Raw genomic sequence first — 17021 nt, forward strand, 5'->3', positions numbered from 1 at the left:
AATTTACGATTTCAACCATCGCTTTAGCCGTTGGATAAATCATGAGCGGATTTGACCTGGACCAGCTACGCACGCTGGTTGCGGTGCTGGACGCGGGCAGCCTGACGGCGGCGGCGCCCAAGGTGTTCCTGTCGCAGTCCTCCGTCAGTGAACAGATGCGCAAGCTGGAGGACAGGGCGGGTCAGCCGCTGCTGCTGCGCGGCAAGGCCGGTGTGCGCGCCACGCCGGCAGGCCAGCGGCTTTTGGCGCATGCGCGTTCGATCCTGGCGCTGAGCGACGAGGCCTACCGCGACCTGCGTGGCGTGGCGCTGCGTGGCGAATTGCGCCTGTGCATCACCGATTACTTCCGGCCCGGGGACGTCGCCCGCCTGCTGCGGCGCCTGAACGAGCAGTACCCGCAGGTGCGGCTGCACGTGACCATCATGAAAAGCGGGGCGATCGAAGCCGCCTATGAGCGCGGCGAGATCGACGTCGGCATATCGATGGTCATCCAGGAACGGGGTGCGACGCGCGGCCGCGCTGACGGCGCGCTGCTGCGCCGGGAACCGCTGCTGTGGATGGCGGCCGAGGGCGAGATGCCGCCGCTGGCCGAGCCCTTGCCGTTGCTGGCCCTGCCGGAGACCTGCGCGTTGCGCCAGTATGTCGAGCGGCTGTTGTCACGTCGCGGCGTGCCGTATGCCGTGTCGCACGTGGCGTCCGGCGTGGCGGGGTTGCAGTTGGCCGTCGCCGCGGGATTGGGCGTGGCCTGCCTGAACGAATCGGCGCTGGGCGCGGGCATGGCACGGCTGCAGGCGCCCGGCCTGCCGGCGTTGCCATCGGTGGAATTCAGGTTGCTCGCCGCCCGCCCCGGCGAAAGCGAGTTCGTGGGGCTGGCGCGCGAGGCGATCGTCAAGGCGATGATGTAGGCAGCGCCTTGACCTGGACGTTACGGTGCGTGCGGGCAAGGGCGGGAAACCCCTGCCCGCATCACGGCCGCCGTGTCAGGCGGGAAGGGAAGGGGCGTACTGTTCGGAGGACATCACCCGTTCGTGGAATTCCACGACCTTGCGCACCACCTTGACGGGGTCGTCTTCGATGATGAAAAGATCCAGGTCGTGGGCGGCGATCATGCCGTTGCCGAGCACCTGGTCGCCCAGCCATTCGGCCAGTCCCGACCAGTATTCACTGCCGACCAGCACGATCGGCGCCGGCGGCACCTTGCCCGTCTGGATGAGCGTCAACGCTTCGAAGAGCTCGTCCAGCGTGCCAAAGCCGCCGGGCATCGCCACGTAGGCGAAGCTGTGCATGAAGAACGCCGCCTTGCGAGGGAAAAAGTATTCGAAGGACAGGCTGATGGTCTGGAATTCGTTGTTGTGGGCTTCGTGCGGCAGGCTGATGTTCAACCCGATGCTCGTGCCTCCTGCTTCAAATGCACCTTTGTTGGCGGCCTCCATGATGCCGGGGCCGCCGCCCGCGATGACTGCGAAGCCAGCTTCTGCCAGCGCCGCGGAGATCGCGATGGTGGTTTCATAGTACGGAGAATTACGGCTGACTCGTGCGCTACCGAAAACGCTGACTGCGGGCCCGATGTGAGCGAGCTTGTCTGCCGCCGTCCTTATCTCTGACATAATCAGCGGAATTTGTTTGCCGGCGGGTGTATCCATATCTGCCTTTGTAACCATGAAAAAAACACTATTACTGGTCGACGGTTCAAGCTACTTGTACCGCGCTTTCCACGCTATGCCCGATTTGCGCAACGCGCAAGGCGAACCGACTGGTGCGCTTTACGGCGTGGTCAATATGCTGCGCAAGCTTGTATCTGACCATAAGGCAGAGTATGCCGCATGTATCTTCGATGCTCGCGGCAAGACGTTTCGGGACGATCTGTATCCGGAATACAAGTCGCACCGTCCCCCTATGCCTGAGGATCTAGCAGCACAAATCGATCCCATCCACCGCGCGGTGCGTGCGCTGGGCTGGCCGGTGCTGGCGATCGAGGGCGTCGAGGCGGATGACGTCATCGGCACGTTGGCACATCGTGCCGCGCAACACGACGTTCACACCATCGTCTCTACGGGTGACAAGGACCTGGCGCAACTGGTCAACAGCCACGTCACGCTGGTCAACACAATGAGCGGCGAGGTCCTGGACGAAGCCGGCGTCGTGAACAAGTTCGGCGTGCCTCCCGACCGTATCGTGGACTACCTGATGCTGGTGGGCGACACGGTCGACAACGTGCCGGGCGTCACCAAGGTCGGACCCAAGACGGCCGCCAAATGGATTACGGAATTTGGCTCGATTGACAAGCTGATCGAAGGCGCCGACGGCATCAAGGGCGTGGCCGGCAACAACCTGCGCGAAGCCATTCCCAATTTTCCGTTGACGCGTCAGTTGCTGACGGTCAAGTGCGATTGCGACCTGACCGGCCACATCGACAACGTGGACGACCTGACGCCGCGCCCGCGCGACGAAGCCACGCTGACCGAGCTGTACGAACGCTACGGATTCCGCACGTGGCTGCGCGACCTGACGGGCGATGTCGAGCGCGTGCCCGCGGGCGACGCACGCATCGCACATGAGGCGCCCGCCGCGCCCGCCACGCTGGATTACCGCATCATCTCCGACTGGGCCGCGTTCGACGCCTGGATGGAACTGATGCAACAGGCGTCGCTGATCGCACTGGACACCGAGACGACGTCGCTGGACGAGATGCAGGCACGGCTGGTGGGCCTGTCGATGTCGGTGGCGCCCGGCGTGGCCTGCTACATACCGGTCGCGCATCGCGGGCCGGATGGCGCGGTCCAGTTGCCCAAGGACGAGGTGCTGGCCCGTTTGAAACCCTGGCTGGAAGACCCGGCGCGCGCCAAGCTGCTGCACCATGCCAAATACGACACGCATGTGTTCGCCAACGAGGGCATCCGCCTGGCCGGCGCCGCCGAAGACACCATGCTGCAGGCCTACGTGCTGGAATCGCATCGCGGCGTGGGCCTGAACGATCTGGCGCAGCGTTACCTGGGACGCAGCGGCGTGTCCTACGAGGATCTCTGCGGCAAGGGCGCCAAGCAGATCGGCTTTGACGAAGTGGCGGTGGACAAGGCTGGGCATTACGCGGCCGAAGACGCCGACTTCACGCTGCAGCTGCATCAGGTGCTGCGTCCGATGGTCGCCGCCGACGAAGGGCTGGAGCGCATCTATCGCCTGGAAATGCAGGTGTCCGGCGTGCTGACCACCATCGAACGCAACGGCGTGAAGGTCGATGCCGCGGAACTGGGCCGCCAGAGCAACAAGCTGGGCCAGGAGATGCTGCAGCTCGAACAGAAGGCCTACGAACTGGCCGGCCAGCCGTTCAACCTGAATTCCCCCAAGCAGCTTGGCGAGATCCTGTTCGGCCGCATGCAGCTGCCGGTGGTGCGCAAGACCGCGAGCGGCGCGCCGTCCACGGACGAGGAAGTGCTGAGCAAGCTGGCGCTGGACTATCCGCTGCCGCAGGTGCTGCTGGACTACCGCGGGCTGTCCAAGCTGAAGTCGACCTACACGGACAAGCTGCCGCGCATGATCAATCCGGCGACCGGGCGGGTGCACACGCACTATTCGCAGGCTGCCGTCATCACCGGGCGTCTGGCGTCGTCGGATCCCAACCTGCAGAACATTCCGGTCCGCACCGAGGCCGGGCGGCGCGTGCGCGAGGCGTTCATTGCCGAGCGCGGCCTGCTTTTGTCCGCGGACTATTCGCAGATCGAGTTGCGCATCATGGCGCACGTCTCGGACGACGCGAACCTGCAAAGCGCGTTCGCGGCCGGCGAGGACATCCACCGCGCCACCGCATCCGAAGTGTTCGGCGTGCCGCTGGACGCCGTGACCACCGATCAGCGCCGTGCCGCCAAGGCCATCAACTTCGGCCTGATCTACGGCATGGGCGTGTTCGGCCTGGCGTCCAACCTGGGCATCACGCGCGATGCCGCGCAGGCGTATATCGACCGCTATTTTGCGCGCTATCCCGGCGTGGCCATGTACATGGACGACACGCGGCGCCTGGCGCGCGAGCAGGGCTATGTGGAAACCGTCTTTGGACGGCGGCTGCAGTTGCCGGAAATCCGCGGCGCCTCGGGGCCGCGCAGGCAGGGCGCCGAGCGGGCGGCCATCAATGCGCCCATGCAGGGCACGGCGGCCGACCTGATCAAGATGGCCATGGTGGCGGTGCAGGACTGGCTCGACACTGAAAAGCTGCAGACCCGCATGATCATGCAGGTGCACGACGAACTGGTGATGGAAGCGCCGGACGACGAGCTGGAGCTGGTCAAGGAGGCCCTGCCGCGCCTGATGTGCAACGTGGCGACGTTGCGCGTGCCGCTGGTGGCGGAAGTGGGCATGGGCAAGAACTGGGAGCAGGCGCACTAAAGGGACAGAGGGGACAGAGCGCCCCGGGCCGTCTTCGGACGGCCCATTTCCGGTTTTTGGATTGCAACAATATAATGTTGCGCTTCCCCCCGCCTGATCTTCTCCCCCCTCCATGTTGCTGCTCTGGGTTTTGCTCGCCACCATCACCGGCGGCCTTATTGCTGTCCTCATCGCGAGCTGGCTCGCGTACAAGGTCTTTGCCAAGTACCTGCATCACATGGTGAGCCTGTCGGTGGGCGTGCTGCTGTCGGTCGCGCTGTTGCACCTGCTGCCCGAAGCATTCGAGACCGGCGTCGGCAATGCGCATGTGCTCTTCGGGCTGATGCTGGCGTCGCTGATCGGGTTTTTCGTGCTGGAAAAGATTGCGCTGCTGCGCCACAGCCATCACCACGAAGGCGACGGGCATCACCATCACAAGGGGCACGACCGGCACGAGGCGGGGCGCGGCGGGATGCTCATCCTGATCGGCAGTTCGCTGCACAACCTGTGCGATGGCGTGCTGATCGCCGCGGCGTTTCTCACCGACCCGCTGCTGGGCGTGCTGACGGCGGCGTCGATCATCATCCACGAGATACCGCACAAGCTGGGCGATTTCGTCGTTCTGATCAATGCGGGCCTGCGCCGCCGCCGGGCGTTCGCGCTGATTCTCTTTACCAGCTTGTGTTCAGCGGTCGGCGGCATAATAGGCTACTTCGTGCTGCAGCAGGCGCAGGACTGGACGCCGTACATTCTGGTGATTGCCGCCAGCAGCTTCCTGTATATCTCGGTGGCCGACCTGATGCCGCAAATGCACGAACGGGTATCCCTGTCCGATGCCGTCCCGCAGTTGCTGCTGGTCGGTGTGGGCGTGGCGCTGATCTACAGCGTGACGACCCTGATGCACCACGGGCACGACCATGGCGGGCATGCTGACCATGGCGCGCCGCATGCGGAGCACGGCCACCAGCACTAGCGCTGGCACGGCGGTGGGGATGGCCGGCTTTCGTCGACCCCAACCAAGGAGTTCTCCATGAGTTTTTCCACCGCCGCCGGCAATGTCGCCCCCACCGTGATCCACACGGACACGCAGGGCCTCGTCCACGGAGATTTCCAGCTTCCCGTCACCGACGGCCCGATTAGCGCCTATTACGCGGCGCCCGAGGGCAAGCGGGATCTGCCGATCGTGCTGGTGATCCAGGAAATCTTCGGCGTGCATGAGCACATCAAGGACATCTGCCGCCGGGTCGCCAAAGCCGGCTATCTGGCCGTTGCGTGCGATCTGTATCAACGCCAGGGCGACGCATCTGCCTACACCGATATCCCGAAGCTCATTTCCGAACTCGTCAGCAAGGTGCCGGACGAACAGGTGTTCGGCGACCTGGACGCCAGCGTGGCCTGGGCCGCCGCCAACGGCGGGGACCCGCGCCGCGTGGCCGTGACCGGTTTCTGCTGGGGCGGGCGCCTGACGTGGATGTACGCCGCGCACAACCCCGACGTGAAGGCGGGCGTGGCCTGGTACGGCAAGCTCAGCGTGGGCCACGGGCCGCTCATCAAGCGTGTGGCGCTGGACGTGACGAACGAGCTGCATGGCCCCGTCCTGGGCCTGTACGGCGGGCGCGACGCCAGCATTCCGCTGTCCGACGTGGAAGCCATGAAGACCAAGCTGGCCGCCGGCAACGCTGCGGCGAAGCTGTCCGACATCGTGGTCTATCCCGAAGCCGACCATGCGTTCCTGGCGGATTACCGCGCCAGTTATCAGCCCGAGGCCGCGAAGGATGGGTGGGCGCGGATGCTGGAGTGGTTCAAGCGGTATTTGTGAGGCGGGGAGGGTGAGCCATCAGGTTGGTGGCCCACTGGGCGTGACCCATGCAAAAGGAAAGCCGACCCGTGGGTCGGCTTTTTCATGCTGCAGCGTGCTTGGGACGGTGTCAGACACCCGGCGGAGAGGGGCTTCGACTTGGAGGGGCGTCTCAATGGGTGTCTGACACCTGGGTCTTGCCCTCTAGTGGTGCTGCAAGCGCTTGCGGCGTGGGGGCTATCAATTCCCCGCTTCGCGCAGTCGGCTTGGCAGCAGTTCTCCGTGGCGTGCGAGGAGCGGGTATGCCGCCGCGCCCACCAGGTGCGAGTTGATGCCCTTCATATCCCGCAGGATGTCCAGGTACAGCGCGCCAACTTCCGCCGCGTCCACCTGGCCCGACTTGATCTTCTGCAGGTGCGTGTCGGCCGCCTGGGTTTCGATCGTGCGGAATCGCGCCTTCTCGCCGGCCAGCGAACGCGCCTGGCGCAGGTCGTCGTTCACGAAGAGCGCGGCGGCCGTGCGCTGGTTGGCGATGAGCTGGCCCAGCGTGTCGTCCAGGCTGGCGCGTTGCTCGGGCGAGAACGTCCATCCCTGTTTGCGCAGCTTGGCGACGTGGCTGAGCAGCCCGTGATGGGCGATATCGCCGGCGTGGCCGATATTGCTGGTGAACGCCAGGATGTCGTCGAGCCGCTGGATGTCCTCGCGGGTCATGTTTTCCTGGTCGAGCGTTGCCAGGTATGTCGTGATGGCGTTTTCCAGCTTGTCCAGCGCGCCGTCGAGCTGGCGCGCCTGCACCATGCGGTGGCGGTTGTCGCGCTTGAAGCCCGCCCGTGCGTAGAGCAGCAGCGTCTGCAGCATGTCGGCCATCCGCAGGGCTTCGCGCGCGGCATTGCCCAGCGCCACGGCGGGCACGTCGTGCGCCCATTCGTCCAGGTATTGGGGCCGGGACGGGTCGTTCGGGTCGGCGCGCTTGGGCAGCCAGCGGGTAAGGAGGGCGGCGTACGGCGTCAGGAGCGGCAGGAAGGCCAGCGCGATGACGGCGTTGAACAGGGTGTGGAAGTTGGCGACCGCGCGGGCGGGGTCGCGCGCCAGGTCGCTCATCCAGGGCTGCAGGAACGGCAGCAGCAGCAGGCCGGCCAGCACGCCTATCACCCGCGTCAGCAGGTTGCCCAGCGGCAGGCGGCGGGCGGCGGGATCGTCGCCGGTCACGCCTTCGATCATCGGGTTGATGGCGGTGCCCAGGTTGGCGCCCAGCACCAGCGCAAACGCCACGTGCGGCGCCACCATGTTGTGGCTGGCCAGCGACATCACCAGCACCACCACGGCCACGCTGGAGTGCGCCGCCCAGGTGAACGCCGCGGACAGCAGCACCGCGGCGACGGGCTGGGTCGCCAGCGCGTCCAGGATCATGCCCAGCATGGGCGCAGTCTGGAACGGGGCGAAGAGCTCGACGAGCTGATGCAGCGACAACAGCAAGAGGCCCAGGCCGATGAAGACCCGGCCCAGGTCGCGGGTGCGGCCCGGCGGGTAGCGCCGGAACATCCAGACGCCGGCAAGGATCAGGATCGGCGCAAGCTCGGTCAGGTCGAAGGACAGCAGCTGGACGATCAATGTGGTGCCGACGTTGGCGCCCAGCATGGCCGCCAGGGCAGGCACCAGCCCGACGACGCCGCCCGCGGCAAAGCCGGTGATCATCAGGCCGGTGGCGGTGCTGCTCTGCAACGCGGCCGTGATGCCCAGCCCGGCAAAGAATGCCCGCAGCCGCGTGCCGAGGGCGCGTCCCAGTGCCGCGCCCAGTGCCGCGCCAAACGCGCGTTGCACGCCCGTTTGCACCATATGCACGCCCCAGAGGAGCAGCGCCACGTAGCCGGCGAAGTCAAGCAGGGTAATGAGTCCAGACATCCAGGCGTTTTTCCGTTCTTTTTATGACAAGTAATAATTCTGTAATGATCGCATGCCCCGGTGGGCTTTGACACCCGGCGCGAAGATACAGGATACGCCCGGCGGGGCTTTGCTGCGTGCGCCCGGGGCTACGCGTATCATTGCCTGATCATTTGTGGATGTCTTGGAGTTTGGCGTGGCCGTTTCCGTTTTCGATCTGTTCAAGGTGGGTATCGGCCCGTCAAGTTCCCACACCGTGGGTCCGATGCGGGCGGCGCTGCTGTTCGCCCAGGGCCTGGAGCGCGACGGCCTGATTCCGCGCGTCGCCAGCGTGCGGGCCGAGCTCTACGGATCGCTGGGCGCCACCGGCAAGGGACACGGCACCGACAAGGGCGTGCTGCTGGGGCTGATGGGCGAGGCGCCCGACACGGTCGACCCGGCCGCCATCGCCGGCATGGTCGCTTCCGTGCGCGCCAGCCGCCAATTGCCGCTGCTGGGCAAGTACCCGCTGCCCTTCGTGGAAAAGGAACACCTGATGTTCTACCGCCGCGAAGCCATGGCCGAACACCCCAACGGCATGAAATTCCACGCCTTCGACGCCGACGGCCAGAGCCTGCGCGAGGCGCGTTACCTGTCGGTGGGCGGCGGCTTCGTCGTCACCGCGGGCGCGTCCAACAGCCAGGTCATTGCCGCGCACGACCAGTTGCCGTATCCGTTCCGCATGGGGCGTGAACTGCTGGCCATGTGCCAGGAAAACGGAATGACCGTCGCGCAGATCATGATGCAGAACGAGCTGACCTGGCGCGAAGCGTCGGAAGTCAACGCCGGTCTGGACCGGATCTGGCAGGTGATGCAGGACTGCGTGGCGCGCGGCTGTGGCATCAACTATCCCGAGGCGGACGGCGAACTGCCGGGCCCGTTGCGCGTGCGCCGCCGTGCGCCTGAGCTGTACCGCAACCTGACGCAGCGCGCCGAGCGCACGCTATCCGACCCGCTGTCCGTCATGGATTGGGTGAACCTGTACGCGATGGCCGTCAACGAAGAGAACGCTGCAGGCGGGCGCGTGGTCACCGCGCCCACCAACGGCGCGGCGGGCATCATCCCTGCGGTGCTGCACTATTACGACCGTTTCGTGCCGGGCGCCAACCGCGAGGGCGTGCGCGACTTTCTGCTGACCGCCGCGGCGATCGGGCTGCTGTACAAGTACAACGCGTCGCTGTCGGGTGCGGAAGTGGGCTGTCAGGGTGAGGTCGGCGTGGCTTGTTCCATGGCGGCCGGCGGTCTGGCGGCGGCGCTGGGCGGGTCCGTGGAGCAGGTGGAAAACGCAGCCGAAATCGGCATGGAGCACAACCTGGGCCTGACCTGTGATCCGGTTGGCGGTCTGGTGCAGATCCCCTGTATCGAGCGCAATGCCATGGCGTCGGTCAAGGCCGTCAACGCCGCCCGCATGGCGCTGCGCGGCGACGGCCAGCACTATGTGTCGCTGGACTCGGTCATCAAGACCATGCGCGAAACCGGCGCCGACATGAAGACCAAGTACAAGGAAACGGCGCGGGGTGGCTTGGCGGTGAATATCGTCGAGTGCTGAGCGAGCGCTAGCCGCGCACGCAAAAAAGCCCGCCGAAGCGGGCTTTTTTGCGACCAATGGCCGGGCGGATCAGATCACGCGAGCGTTCTGCAGCGCGGCGATGCGGGCCGGGATCGGCGGGTGCGAGGCGAACATGGCTGCCAGGCCGCCCTTGCCGGTGATGCCGGAAGCTTCGAAGGACTTGGGCAGTTCGCCCGGCTCCAGGCCGCCCAGGCGGGCGAGCGCGCGGATCATCGGTTCGCGGGCGCCCATCAGGTGGGCCGAGCCGGCGTCGGCGCGGTATTCGCGCTGGCGCGAGAACCAGGCCACGATGATCGAAGCCAGGACGCCGAAGATGATTTCACAGACCAGCACCGTGACGAAGTAGCCCGGGCCGATGCCGCGTTCGTTCTTGAACACGACGCGGTCGATGAAGTAGCCGACGACGCGCGCCAGGAAGATGACGAAGGTGTTCACCACGCCCTGAATCAGGGTCAGGGTGACCATGTCGCCGTTGGCGATGTGCGCGACTTCGTGCGCCAGCACGGCTGCGACTTCCTCTTCGGACATGCTTTCCAGGAGGCCCGTCGACACGGCGACCAGCGAGTCGTTCTTGAACGCGCCAGTGGCGAACGCGTTGGGGGCGCCTTCGTAGATGGCGACTTCGGGGCGGCCAATGCCGGCGCGGTCGGCCAGTTGGTGGACCGTGTCGACCAGCCAGGCTTCGCGCTGGTTGCGGGGCGCGTTGGGATCCAGCACCTGCGCGCCGGTGCTCCACTTGGCCATGGGCTTGCTCATGAGGAGCGAGATGATGGCGCCGGTGAAGCCGACCACGACCGAGAAGATCAGGAGCGCGTTGAAGTTGATCCCGTTGGCCGTGATGACACGGTCCACGCCCAGAATGCGCAGCGTGGCCGACAGCACGAGCATGACGGCCAGGTTGGTAACGACGAACAGAACAATGCGTTTCATGTTTTTTTATTCCTCTGCGAGCGGCAAATAACCGGATTTCGACATCGCGAAGCCTCGCCAGTTCCCCGACTCGCCGGCTCCGCTCCGGTGACGGAGAGTATAGTATCGCTTTCCCTTATTCCTTCCCCCTTTTCCCTTAGCGTAGACCCGCATGCAGGCACTTTGGATGTTGGTGGCGTCCGCCATGTTCGCCATCATGGGGTCGTTCGTGAAGCTCGGCACCGAACACGGCGCATCGCTGCCGCAGGTCGTGCTCTTTCGCGGCCTGCCGTCGGTGATCCTGCTGTTGCTCTGGGCGCGCGCCGGCCGCCAGTCCATCATTCCCACGAGCTGGAAGCTGCACATCTGGCGCAATCTGTCCGGCGTCACCTCGATGTGGCTGGGCTTTTTCGCCATCTCCCACCTGCCTTTGGCCACAGCCACCAGCCTGAACTACACGGCGCCGCTGTTCATCGCCTGTTGGATGCTGGGGTGGGGCGGGGCGCAGCGTGACCCGGTGCGGATCCTGGCCGTGGCGCTGGGGTTCATGGGCGTCATTGCCGTGCTGCGGCCCAGCATCAACGAAGACCAGTGGCTTGCCGCCCTGCTCGGCATGGGGGCGGGCGCCATGTCCGCGATCGCGATGATGCAGATCCGCCAGCTGGGCCGCATCGGCGAACCCGAATGGCGCACCGTCCTGTTCTTCTCGGTCGCGGTGTGCGTGTCCAGCGGCGCCGGACTGGCGTTCGAAGGCTGGGGCTATGCGGACTGGACCGGTTACCTTTCGCTGCTGGGCGTGGGCGTGGCGGGGCTGTTTGGCCAGCTGGCCATGACCCGGGCGTTCGGCATGGGGTCGGCGCTGCTGACTGCCGCCCTGCAGTACAGCACCATCATTTTTGCGGCGCTGATCGGCATGGGCTTCTGGGGCGACCATCTGGACGTCGTGGCCTGGGCCGGCATGGGCCTCATCATCTTTGCGGGCCTGCTGTCGGTGTGGCGCACCATGCGCGATCCCAAGCCGGTCTGAAGCCACATTCGCCGAATTCCACAGGAGCCCCCTCGCATGACGACGACCCTGATCTCCGCTGCCGATCTGGCCGCGCGCCTGGACAACCCCGACGTGCGCGTGTTCGACGTGCGCCACGACCTGACCAACCATGCGGCGGGCCGCCAGGCCTACGACGCGGGCCACATTCCCGGCGCGCGCCACCTGGACCACGAAACCGAGCTGGCCGCCGCGAAGACGGGCAAGAATGGCCGGCATCCGCTGCCGGACCGCGCCCAGTTCGGCGCCCTGATGGCCGCGCACGGCGTGACCCCGAGCACGCTGGTGGTGGCGTACGACGCCAGCGGCGGCATGTACGCGGCGCATCTGTGGTGGATGCTTCGGTGGCTGGGGCATGACCAGGTTGCCGTGCTGGACGGCGGATGGCAGGCCTGGACAGCCGCCGGCCTGCCCGTCAGCCATGACGCGGCGCCCGCCGTGCAGCCGGGCGAGCCGGTCGAGCCGGGCGCGCCGCTGGCCGGCACGGTGGACGCCCAGGCGGTGCTGTCCAACATCGCCCAGCCATCCTTCACCGTGATCGACGCGCGCGCCGCGAACCGCTATCGCGGCGAGGTCGAACCCATGGACCCGGTGGCCGGCCATATCCCGGGCGCGCTGAACCGCCCGAACGGCGAAAACCTCCAGCCGGACGGCCGTTTCAAGTCAGCCGACGCGCTGCGCGCGGAGTTCGGCGCACTCCTGGCGGGGCGCGATCCGGCGTCCATCGTCCACCAGTGCGGATCGGGCATCACCGCCTGCCACAACCTGCTGTCGATGGAAATCGCCGGCCTGTCCGGTTCGCGGTTGTACCCGGGATCCTGGAGCGAATGGTGCAGCGACCCCGCCCGGCCGGTGGCCAAGGGCGAATGAACGACAAAAGCCAGGGCATTCACCCTGGCTTTTTTCATGGATGCGGGCCGGCAGTTACCAGACCGTGGCCAGCTTGACGCGTCCGGACACGGTTTCGGCGATTTCCAGGAAGTGATCGAGCGGCGGCGTCGCCAGGCCCGGCACCTTGGCCATGTCGTCCCAGCGCCGCAGGCGTATCGCGTCAGGCGCGCCGGGCATGCTGGCGAAGTCCACCGCCTGGCCGGCGTCAAAACTGCCTCCCTGCAATGCCAGGCTGCGGCGGGAATCCTCGGACAACCTCGCTTCGTACTGCGGCTCGACATAGCAGAGGTAGCGTTTGGCCTCGACGTGCAGGCGGATGGGATCCAGCACGGCGGCGCTGAACAGCCCGCGCAGGAAGGGCAGCACGAAATACTGGTGCTTGTCGTCGATGCCGCGCAGCGTCGGCGTGCCGGGACGGTCGGCAATCAGGTGGCCCAGATCATGCAGCAGGCACGCCGTAATGAGATGCGCGTTGGCGCCGTTCTGCTCGGCCAGCGTCGCCGTCTGCAGCGCATGCCGCAGATGACTGACGGATTCGCCATGATAGGAACGGTGCCCGCGTTCCAGGAAGAGTTGTTCGATTTCCTGCAGGGTCAAGGCCATGGTTGTCTCCTGAGTGGCCGCAAGGGGAAGAGGCGGGCAGTGACCGCAACGGTCAGCCGGCTGCCGGCGCCATCTCCAGAAAGCGCGCGATAAGCTGCACCGGTTGGCGCTCGCGCAGGCAGTACAGGTACTCATTCATCACGATGCCGGCGTCTTCGATGTCCAGAGCAGCCAGATCGGGGTGGGACGGAATTTCGCGTGACGGGATCAGGCTGATGCCCAGCTCGCACAGGATGGCTTGGCGGATCGATTCGCGGCTGCCGATTTCCAGCGTGCGGCGCATGGTGACGCCAGCCGCCTGCAGCGCTTCTTCGGTCAGCTGGCGCGTCATCGAGCCGGGCTCGCGCAAGAGCAGCGCGTGCTCGGCCAGATCCGCCAGGTGCACCTGGGCGCGCCGCGCCAGCGGATGGGCCCGGTGCGTGACGACGCGGATCGGGTCTGCGGCGATCTTGCGCCGGTACAGATGCTTGTCATCCGTCAGAAAGGAAGACGTGGCAATCTCGATGCGGTAATCCTGCAGCGCCCGCAGCATCGACTGCGAATTGCCGATCGTGACGGTCAGGTCGATGCCGGGATAGCGCTGGTTGTAGCGCCGCACGGTATCCATGATGTAGTAGGGCCCGGTCGCGCCGATGCGCAGATTGCCTTCGCGCAGGTCGCTCGCGTCGCGCAGCCGGAAGTCGATCTCGGTCTCCTGCTGCACCAGTTTCTCGACCATTGGCATCAGGTTTTGCCCGGCGTCCGACAGCCGCATGCCGCGGCCCTGCCGGTGAAACAGTTCGATGCCGTAGCGCGATTCGAGTTGGCGCAGTTGCCCCGTCACCGTGGGCTGGCTCACGCCCAGTTGGGCAGCGGCCTTGGTGACGGTTCCGCAGCGGGCCACGGCATAGAAGGATTTGAGTTCGGCGACGAGCACGGTCGGGGGGCGAAGGTTGGACGCAATGCGCAAGACCGCCAGTACACCAAAATAATTTGATGTTTTTATTACTGCATTTGCGCGAAGTGTCATAAACGCTCAATACGCCGCTTCCATACTGCCTTCGTTCCCAGACCGGAGGCCCCATGCCCCAACGCGATACCGCCTTTCTCTCCGTGCAGAATCTCGTCAAGCGATTCGGCACCCACACGGCGCTGGCCGATGTGTCGCTGGATATCCGCGCCGGAGAATTGGTGTGTCTGCTGGGGCCGTCGGGTTGCGGCAAGACGACGCTGCTGCGCGCGATCGCCGGGCTGGAGCGCCAGGACAGCGGCACCATCGTGCTGTCCGGCCGCGACATCTCCCACGCTGAGCCGCAGGCGCGCGACTACGGGATTCTGTTCCAGTCCTATGCGCTGTTTCCGAACCTGACCGTGGCCCAGAACGTGGCCTACGGCCTGAGCGGCAAGCGTGCCCACCGCACCCACGTCGCCAACCGCGTCGAGGAAATGCTGACGCTGGTCGGCCTGGCCGGCGCGTCGGACAAATACCCCGGCCAGATCTCTGGCGGCCAGCAGCAGCGCGTGGCGCTGGCGCGCGCGTTGGCGCCGTCGCCGTCCCTGCTGTTGCTGGACGAACCCATGTCGGCGCTGGATGCGCGGGTGCGCGAACACCTGCGCATCGAATTGCGCGCGCTGCAAAAACGCCTGTCCATCACCACGCTCATGGTGACGCATGACCAGGAAGAGGCCATGGTGATGGCCGACCGCATCGCCGTGATGAACGGCGGCATCATCGAACAGTACGGCACGCCGCGCGAGCTGTATCGCCAGCCGGGGTCGGCGTTCATCGCCGATTTCGTGGGCGAGGCCAACTGGCTGCCGTTCGAACGCATCGACGACCATCGCGCCCGCGTGGGGCGCCAGGAGCTGGCGGTGGATGCGGCCCTGGACGCCGGTTCCGGCAAGCTTTTCGTGCGCCCGGAGGCCGTGCGCGTCAGCATGACCAAGCCGGAAGAGCCCAATTCCATGCTGGCGGACGTGCTGGACGGCGTGTTCCTGGGTCGCAGCTATCGTCTTGCGCTACGCCTGGAAGGCGTGCCCGGCGCCACGGTCCATTCCATTGTGTCCCCTGAAACCGGAGACGCCCTGCTGGGCGCTCACGCTGCCGGCCGCTGCTGGGTGGAGCTGCCGCGCCATGCGATACGCGCCTACGCTTGATCCGGCCGTGAACAATTCCCGCGCCATCGGCCAGCCCGCCGCGGTTTCCGCTGCGCCTGCGATCCCCTCGTCCGCCGCCGCGCCGCTGCCCGTCTTGGGACGCCGCCCGTTGCCCGCCTGGATCGGCGCGCTGGGCCTGGCGCTGGGGCAGGGCGGTCTGGCGCTCGGCCTCCTGGTATTCCTGGCGTTGCCGTTGGCGGCGATCCTCCTCAAATCCGTCACGGACGCCGACGGCGGCTGGGCGGGCCTGTCGGTCATCGCCAGCATCGTCGGCGCCGACGGATTCATGGACATGGTCGGACGCAGCCTGGCCGTGGGCGTCGTGACGACCCTGCTGGTGGTGCCCTGCGCCTACGGCTTTGCCTATGGCCTCACGCGCACCCGCCTGCCGGGCAAGGGCCTTCTGCGCACGATCGCGCTGCTGCCGCTGCTGGCGCCGTCACTGTTGCCCGGCATCGCGCTGGTCTACCTGCTGGGCAATCAGGGCCTGCTCAAGGGCCTGACCGGCGGCGCCACCATCTATGGCTTCTGGGGCATCGTGGTGGGGGAGGCGTTCTACACCTTTCCGCATGCGCTCATGATCCTGCTGACGGGCCTGGCGCTGGCCGACGGCCGCCTGTATGACGCCGCCCGCGCCATGGGTGCGGGACCGTGGCGCACCTTCGTGACGGTCACGCTGCCCGGCACGCGCTATGCGGTGTTCTCGGCTTGCTGCGTGGTGTTCACACTGACCGTCACGGACTTCGGCGTGCCCAAGGTGGTGGGCGGCGACTACAACGTGCTGGCCATGGAAGCCTACAAGGCGGTAGTGGGACAGCAGAATTTCCCCAAGGGCGCGGCCATCGGCATCTTGCTGCTGCTGCCGGCGCTGCTGACCTTCGTGCTGGACCGGCGGCTGCGTGCCCGCCAGGGCGCCCAGATGAGCGGCCGCGCGCAGCCTTATGCGGCCGGCATGAACCGCCAGCGCGATGCGGCGTTCCTGTTCCTGTCCGGCGTGATGGCGGCCTTTCTGCTGCTGATCATCGGCGTGGCGGTCTGGGCTTCTTTCGTGAAGATGTGGCCGTACAACCTGTCGATGTCGCTGCGTTCGTACGACTTTGACAACATGGACGGCGGCGGCTGGCTGGCGTGGCGCAACAGCCTGCAGCTCGCGTTCTGCACCGCGCTCGTGGGCACCCTGGTGGTCTTTGTCGGCGCGTGGATGATGGAGAAGGTGCCCGCCCGCGGCACGATGGCGCGCGGCTTGCGCGGCATGGCCGGCATGCTGGCGCTGATGCCGATGGCCGTGCCGGGACTGGTGCTGGGTCTGGGCTACATCTTCTTCTTCAACAGCCTGTCGAACCCGCTGAACATGCTGTACGGCACGATGCCGCTGCTCGTGTTGTGCACGGTCGTCCACTTCTATACCAGCGCGCATCTGACGGCGGCCACCGCGCTCAATGCGCTGGACCCGGAGTTCGAGGCCGCCTCCGCCTCGCTGAAGGTGCCGCGCCTGACGACTTTCCTGCGCGTGACGCTGCCCATGTGCCTGCCCGCGGCGCTGGACGTGGCCCGCTATCTTTTCGTTTCCGCCATGACGACCGTGTCGGCAGTGGTATTTCTGTACAGCCCGTCCACGGTGCTGGCCGCCGTCGCCGTGCTCAACATGGATGACGCTGGCTTCATCGGCCCGGCCGCCGCCATGTGCACGGTCATCATGGCCAGCTCCGCCGTCGCCGCGCTGGTCCTGCATCTGGCGAGCCGCGCCCTGGTGGCGCGCACCCAGGCCTGGCGGCGCCCGGCGTCCCGTTGAC

At 66.4% G+C, this 17021-nt stretch carries 14 protein-coding genes; 9 read left to right on the top strand and 5 right to left on the bottom strand.

Features of this window, described 5'->3' with window-relative positions:
- Window positions 1-41: 41 nt before the first annotated feature.
- Window positions 42-905 carry a LysR family transcriptional regulator gene (locus CLM73_RS07720; protein ID WP_105237972.1) on the top strand — a complete coding sequence of 288 codons (864 nt, stop codon included), beginning with the start codon at window positions 42-44 and terminating at the stop codon, window positions 903-905.
- Between the two features lie 75 nt (window positions 906-980).
- Here CLM73_RS07720 and CLM73_RS07725 read toward each other — a convergent pair whose 3' ends face one another.
- Window positions 981-1607, bottom strand: a complete 627-nt coding sequence (locus tag CLM73_RS07725; RefSeq protein WP_056569405.1) for a TIGR00730 family Rossman fold protein — start codon at window positions 1605-1607, stop codon at window positions 981-983.
- A gap of 52 nt (window positions 1608-1659) precedes the next feature.
- On the opposite strand from CLM73_RS07725, the gene polA reads away from it, so the two are divergent.
- The 3 genes from polA to CLM73_RS07740 all read left to right on the top strand — a co-directional run bounded on the left by polA (window position 1660) and on the right by CLM73_RS07740 (window position 6175).
- On the top strand, window positions 1660-4377 hold the full coding sequence (gene polA / locus CLM73_RS07730) for a DNA polymerase I (RefSeq protein WP_105237973.1): 2718 nt from the start codon (window positions 1660-1662) through the stop codon (window positions 4375-4377).
- Between the two features lie 112 nt (window positions 4378-4489).
- Window positions 4490-5329: a ZIP family metal transporter gene (locus tag CLM73_RS07735; protein ID WP_105237974.1), complete on the top strand. Its 840-nt coding sequence runs from the start codon at window positions 4490-4492 to the stop codon at window positions 5327-5329.
- 57 nt (window positions 5330-5386) lie between these two features.
- A complete protein-coding gene (locus tag CLM73_RS07740; protein ID WP_105237975.1) occupies window positions 5387-6175 on the top strand; it encodes a dienelactone hydrolase family protein in 789 nt (262 codons plus the stop codon).
- Between the two features lie 219 nt (window positions 6176-6394).
- Here CLM73_RS07740 and CLM73_RS07745 read toward each other — a convergent pair whose 3' ends face one another.
- Entirely contained in the window at window positions 6395-8056 is a 1662-nt protein-coding gene (locus CLM73_RS07745) for a Na/Pi cotransporter family protein (protein ID WP_105237976.1), read from the bottom strand.
- Window positions 8057-8231: 175 nt separating this feature from the next.
- Here CLM73_RS07745 and CLM73_RS07750 point away from each other — a divergent pair, with 175 nt between their 5' ends.
- Complete coding sequence (locus CLM73_RS07750; protein ID WP_056569404.1) at window positions 8232-9623, top strand: L-serine ammonia-lyase; 1392 nt, start codon at window positions 8232-8234, stop codon at window positions 9621-9623.
- A gap of 69 nt (window positions 9624-9692) precedes the next feature.
- Here CLM73_RS07750 and htpX read toward each other — a convergent pair whose 3' ends face one another.
- The gene (gene htpX, locus CLM73_RS07755) at window positions 9693-10574 is read right to left on the bottom strand and encodes a protease HtpX (RefSeq protein ID WP_105237977.1); all 882 of its coding nucleotides are present in this window, start codon (window positions 10572-10574) and stop codon (window positions 9693-9695) included.
- Between the two features lie 151 nt (window positions 10575-10725).
- On the opposite strand from htpX, the gene CLM73_RS07760 reads away from it, so the two are divergent.
- Both CLM73_RS07760 and CLM73_RS07765 read left to right on the top strand, forming a co-directional pair.
- Window positions 10726-11580: a DMT family transporter gene (locus tag CLM73_RS07760; protein ID WP_105237978.1), complete on the top strand. Its 855-nt coding sequence runs from the start codon at window positions 10726-10728 to the stop codon at window positions 11578-11580.
- A gap of 36 nt (window positions 11581-11616) precedes the next feature.
- A complete protein-coding gene (locus CLM73_RS07765) occupies window positions 11617-12468 on the top strand; it encodes a sulfurtransferase (protein WP_105237979.1) in 852 nt (283 codons plus the stop codon).
- A 54-nt stretch (window positions 12469-12522) separates the two neighbouring features.
- On the opposite strand, the gene CLM73_RS07770 is transcribed toward CLM73_RS07765, so the two are convergent.
- Window positions 12523-13092, bottom strand: a complete 570-nt coding sequence (locus CLM73_RS07770; protein ID WP_105237980.1) for a phosphonate degradation HD-domain oxygenase — start codon at window positions 13090-13092, stop codon at window positions 12523-12525.
- 52 nt (window positions 13093-13144) lie between these two features.
- Window positions 13145-14008, bottom strand: a complete 864-nt coding sequence (locus tag CLM73_RS07775) for a LysR family transcriptional regulator (RefSeq protein ID WP_105241416.1) — start codon at window positions 14006-14008, stop codon at window positions 13145-13147.
- A 146-nt stretch (window positions 14009-14154) separates the two neighbouring features.
- Between CLM73_RS07775 and CLM73_RS07780 the strand changes: the two genes are divergently transcribed.
- The gene (locus CLM73_RS07780; RefSeq protein WP_105237981.1) at window positions 14155-15228 is read left to right on the top strand and encodes a putative 2-aminoethylphosphonate ABC transporter ATP-binding protein; all 1074 of its coding nucleotides are present in this window, start codon (window positions 14155-14157) and stop codon (window positions 15226-15228) included.
- Window positions 15206-17020 (top strand): putative 2-aminoethylphosphonate ABC transporter permease subunit, encoded by a 1815-nt coding sequence (locus CLM73_RS07785; protein WP_234015824.1) that lies wholly within the window; start codon window positions 15206-15208, stop codon window positions 17018-17020. Before CLM73_RS07780 ends, CLM73_RS07785 begins: the two co-directional genes overlap by 23 nt.
- Window position 17021: the final 1 nt, after the last annotated feature.

The sequence above is a fragment of the Achromobacter spanius genome, from assembly GCF_002966795.1.
GTDB lineage: Bacteria > Pseudomonadota > Gammaproteobacteria > Burkholderiales > Burkholderiaceae_B > Achromobacter > Achromobacter spanius_D.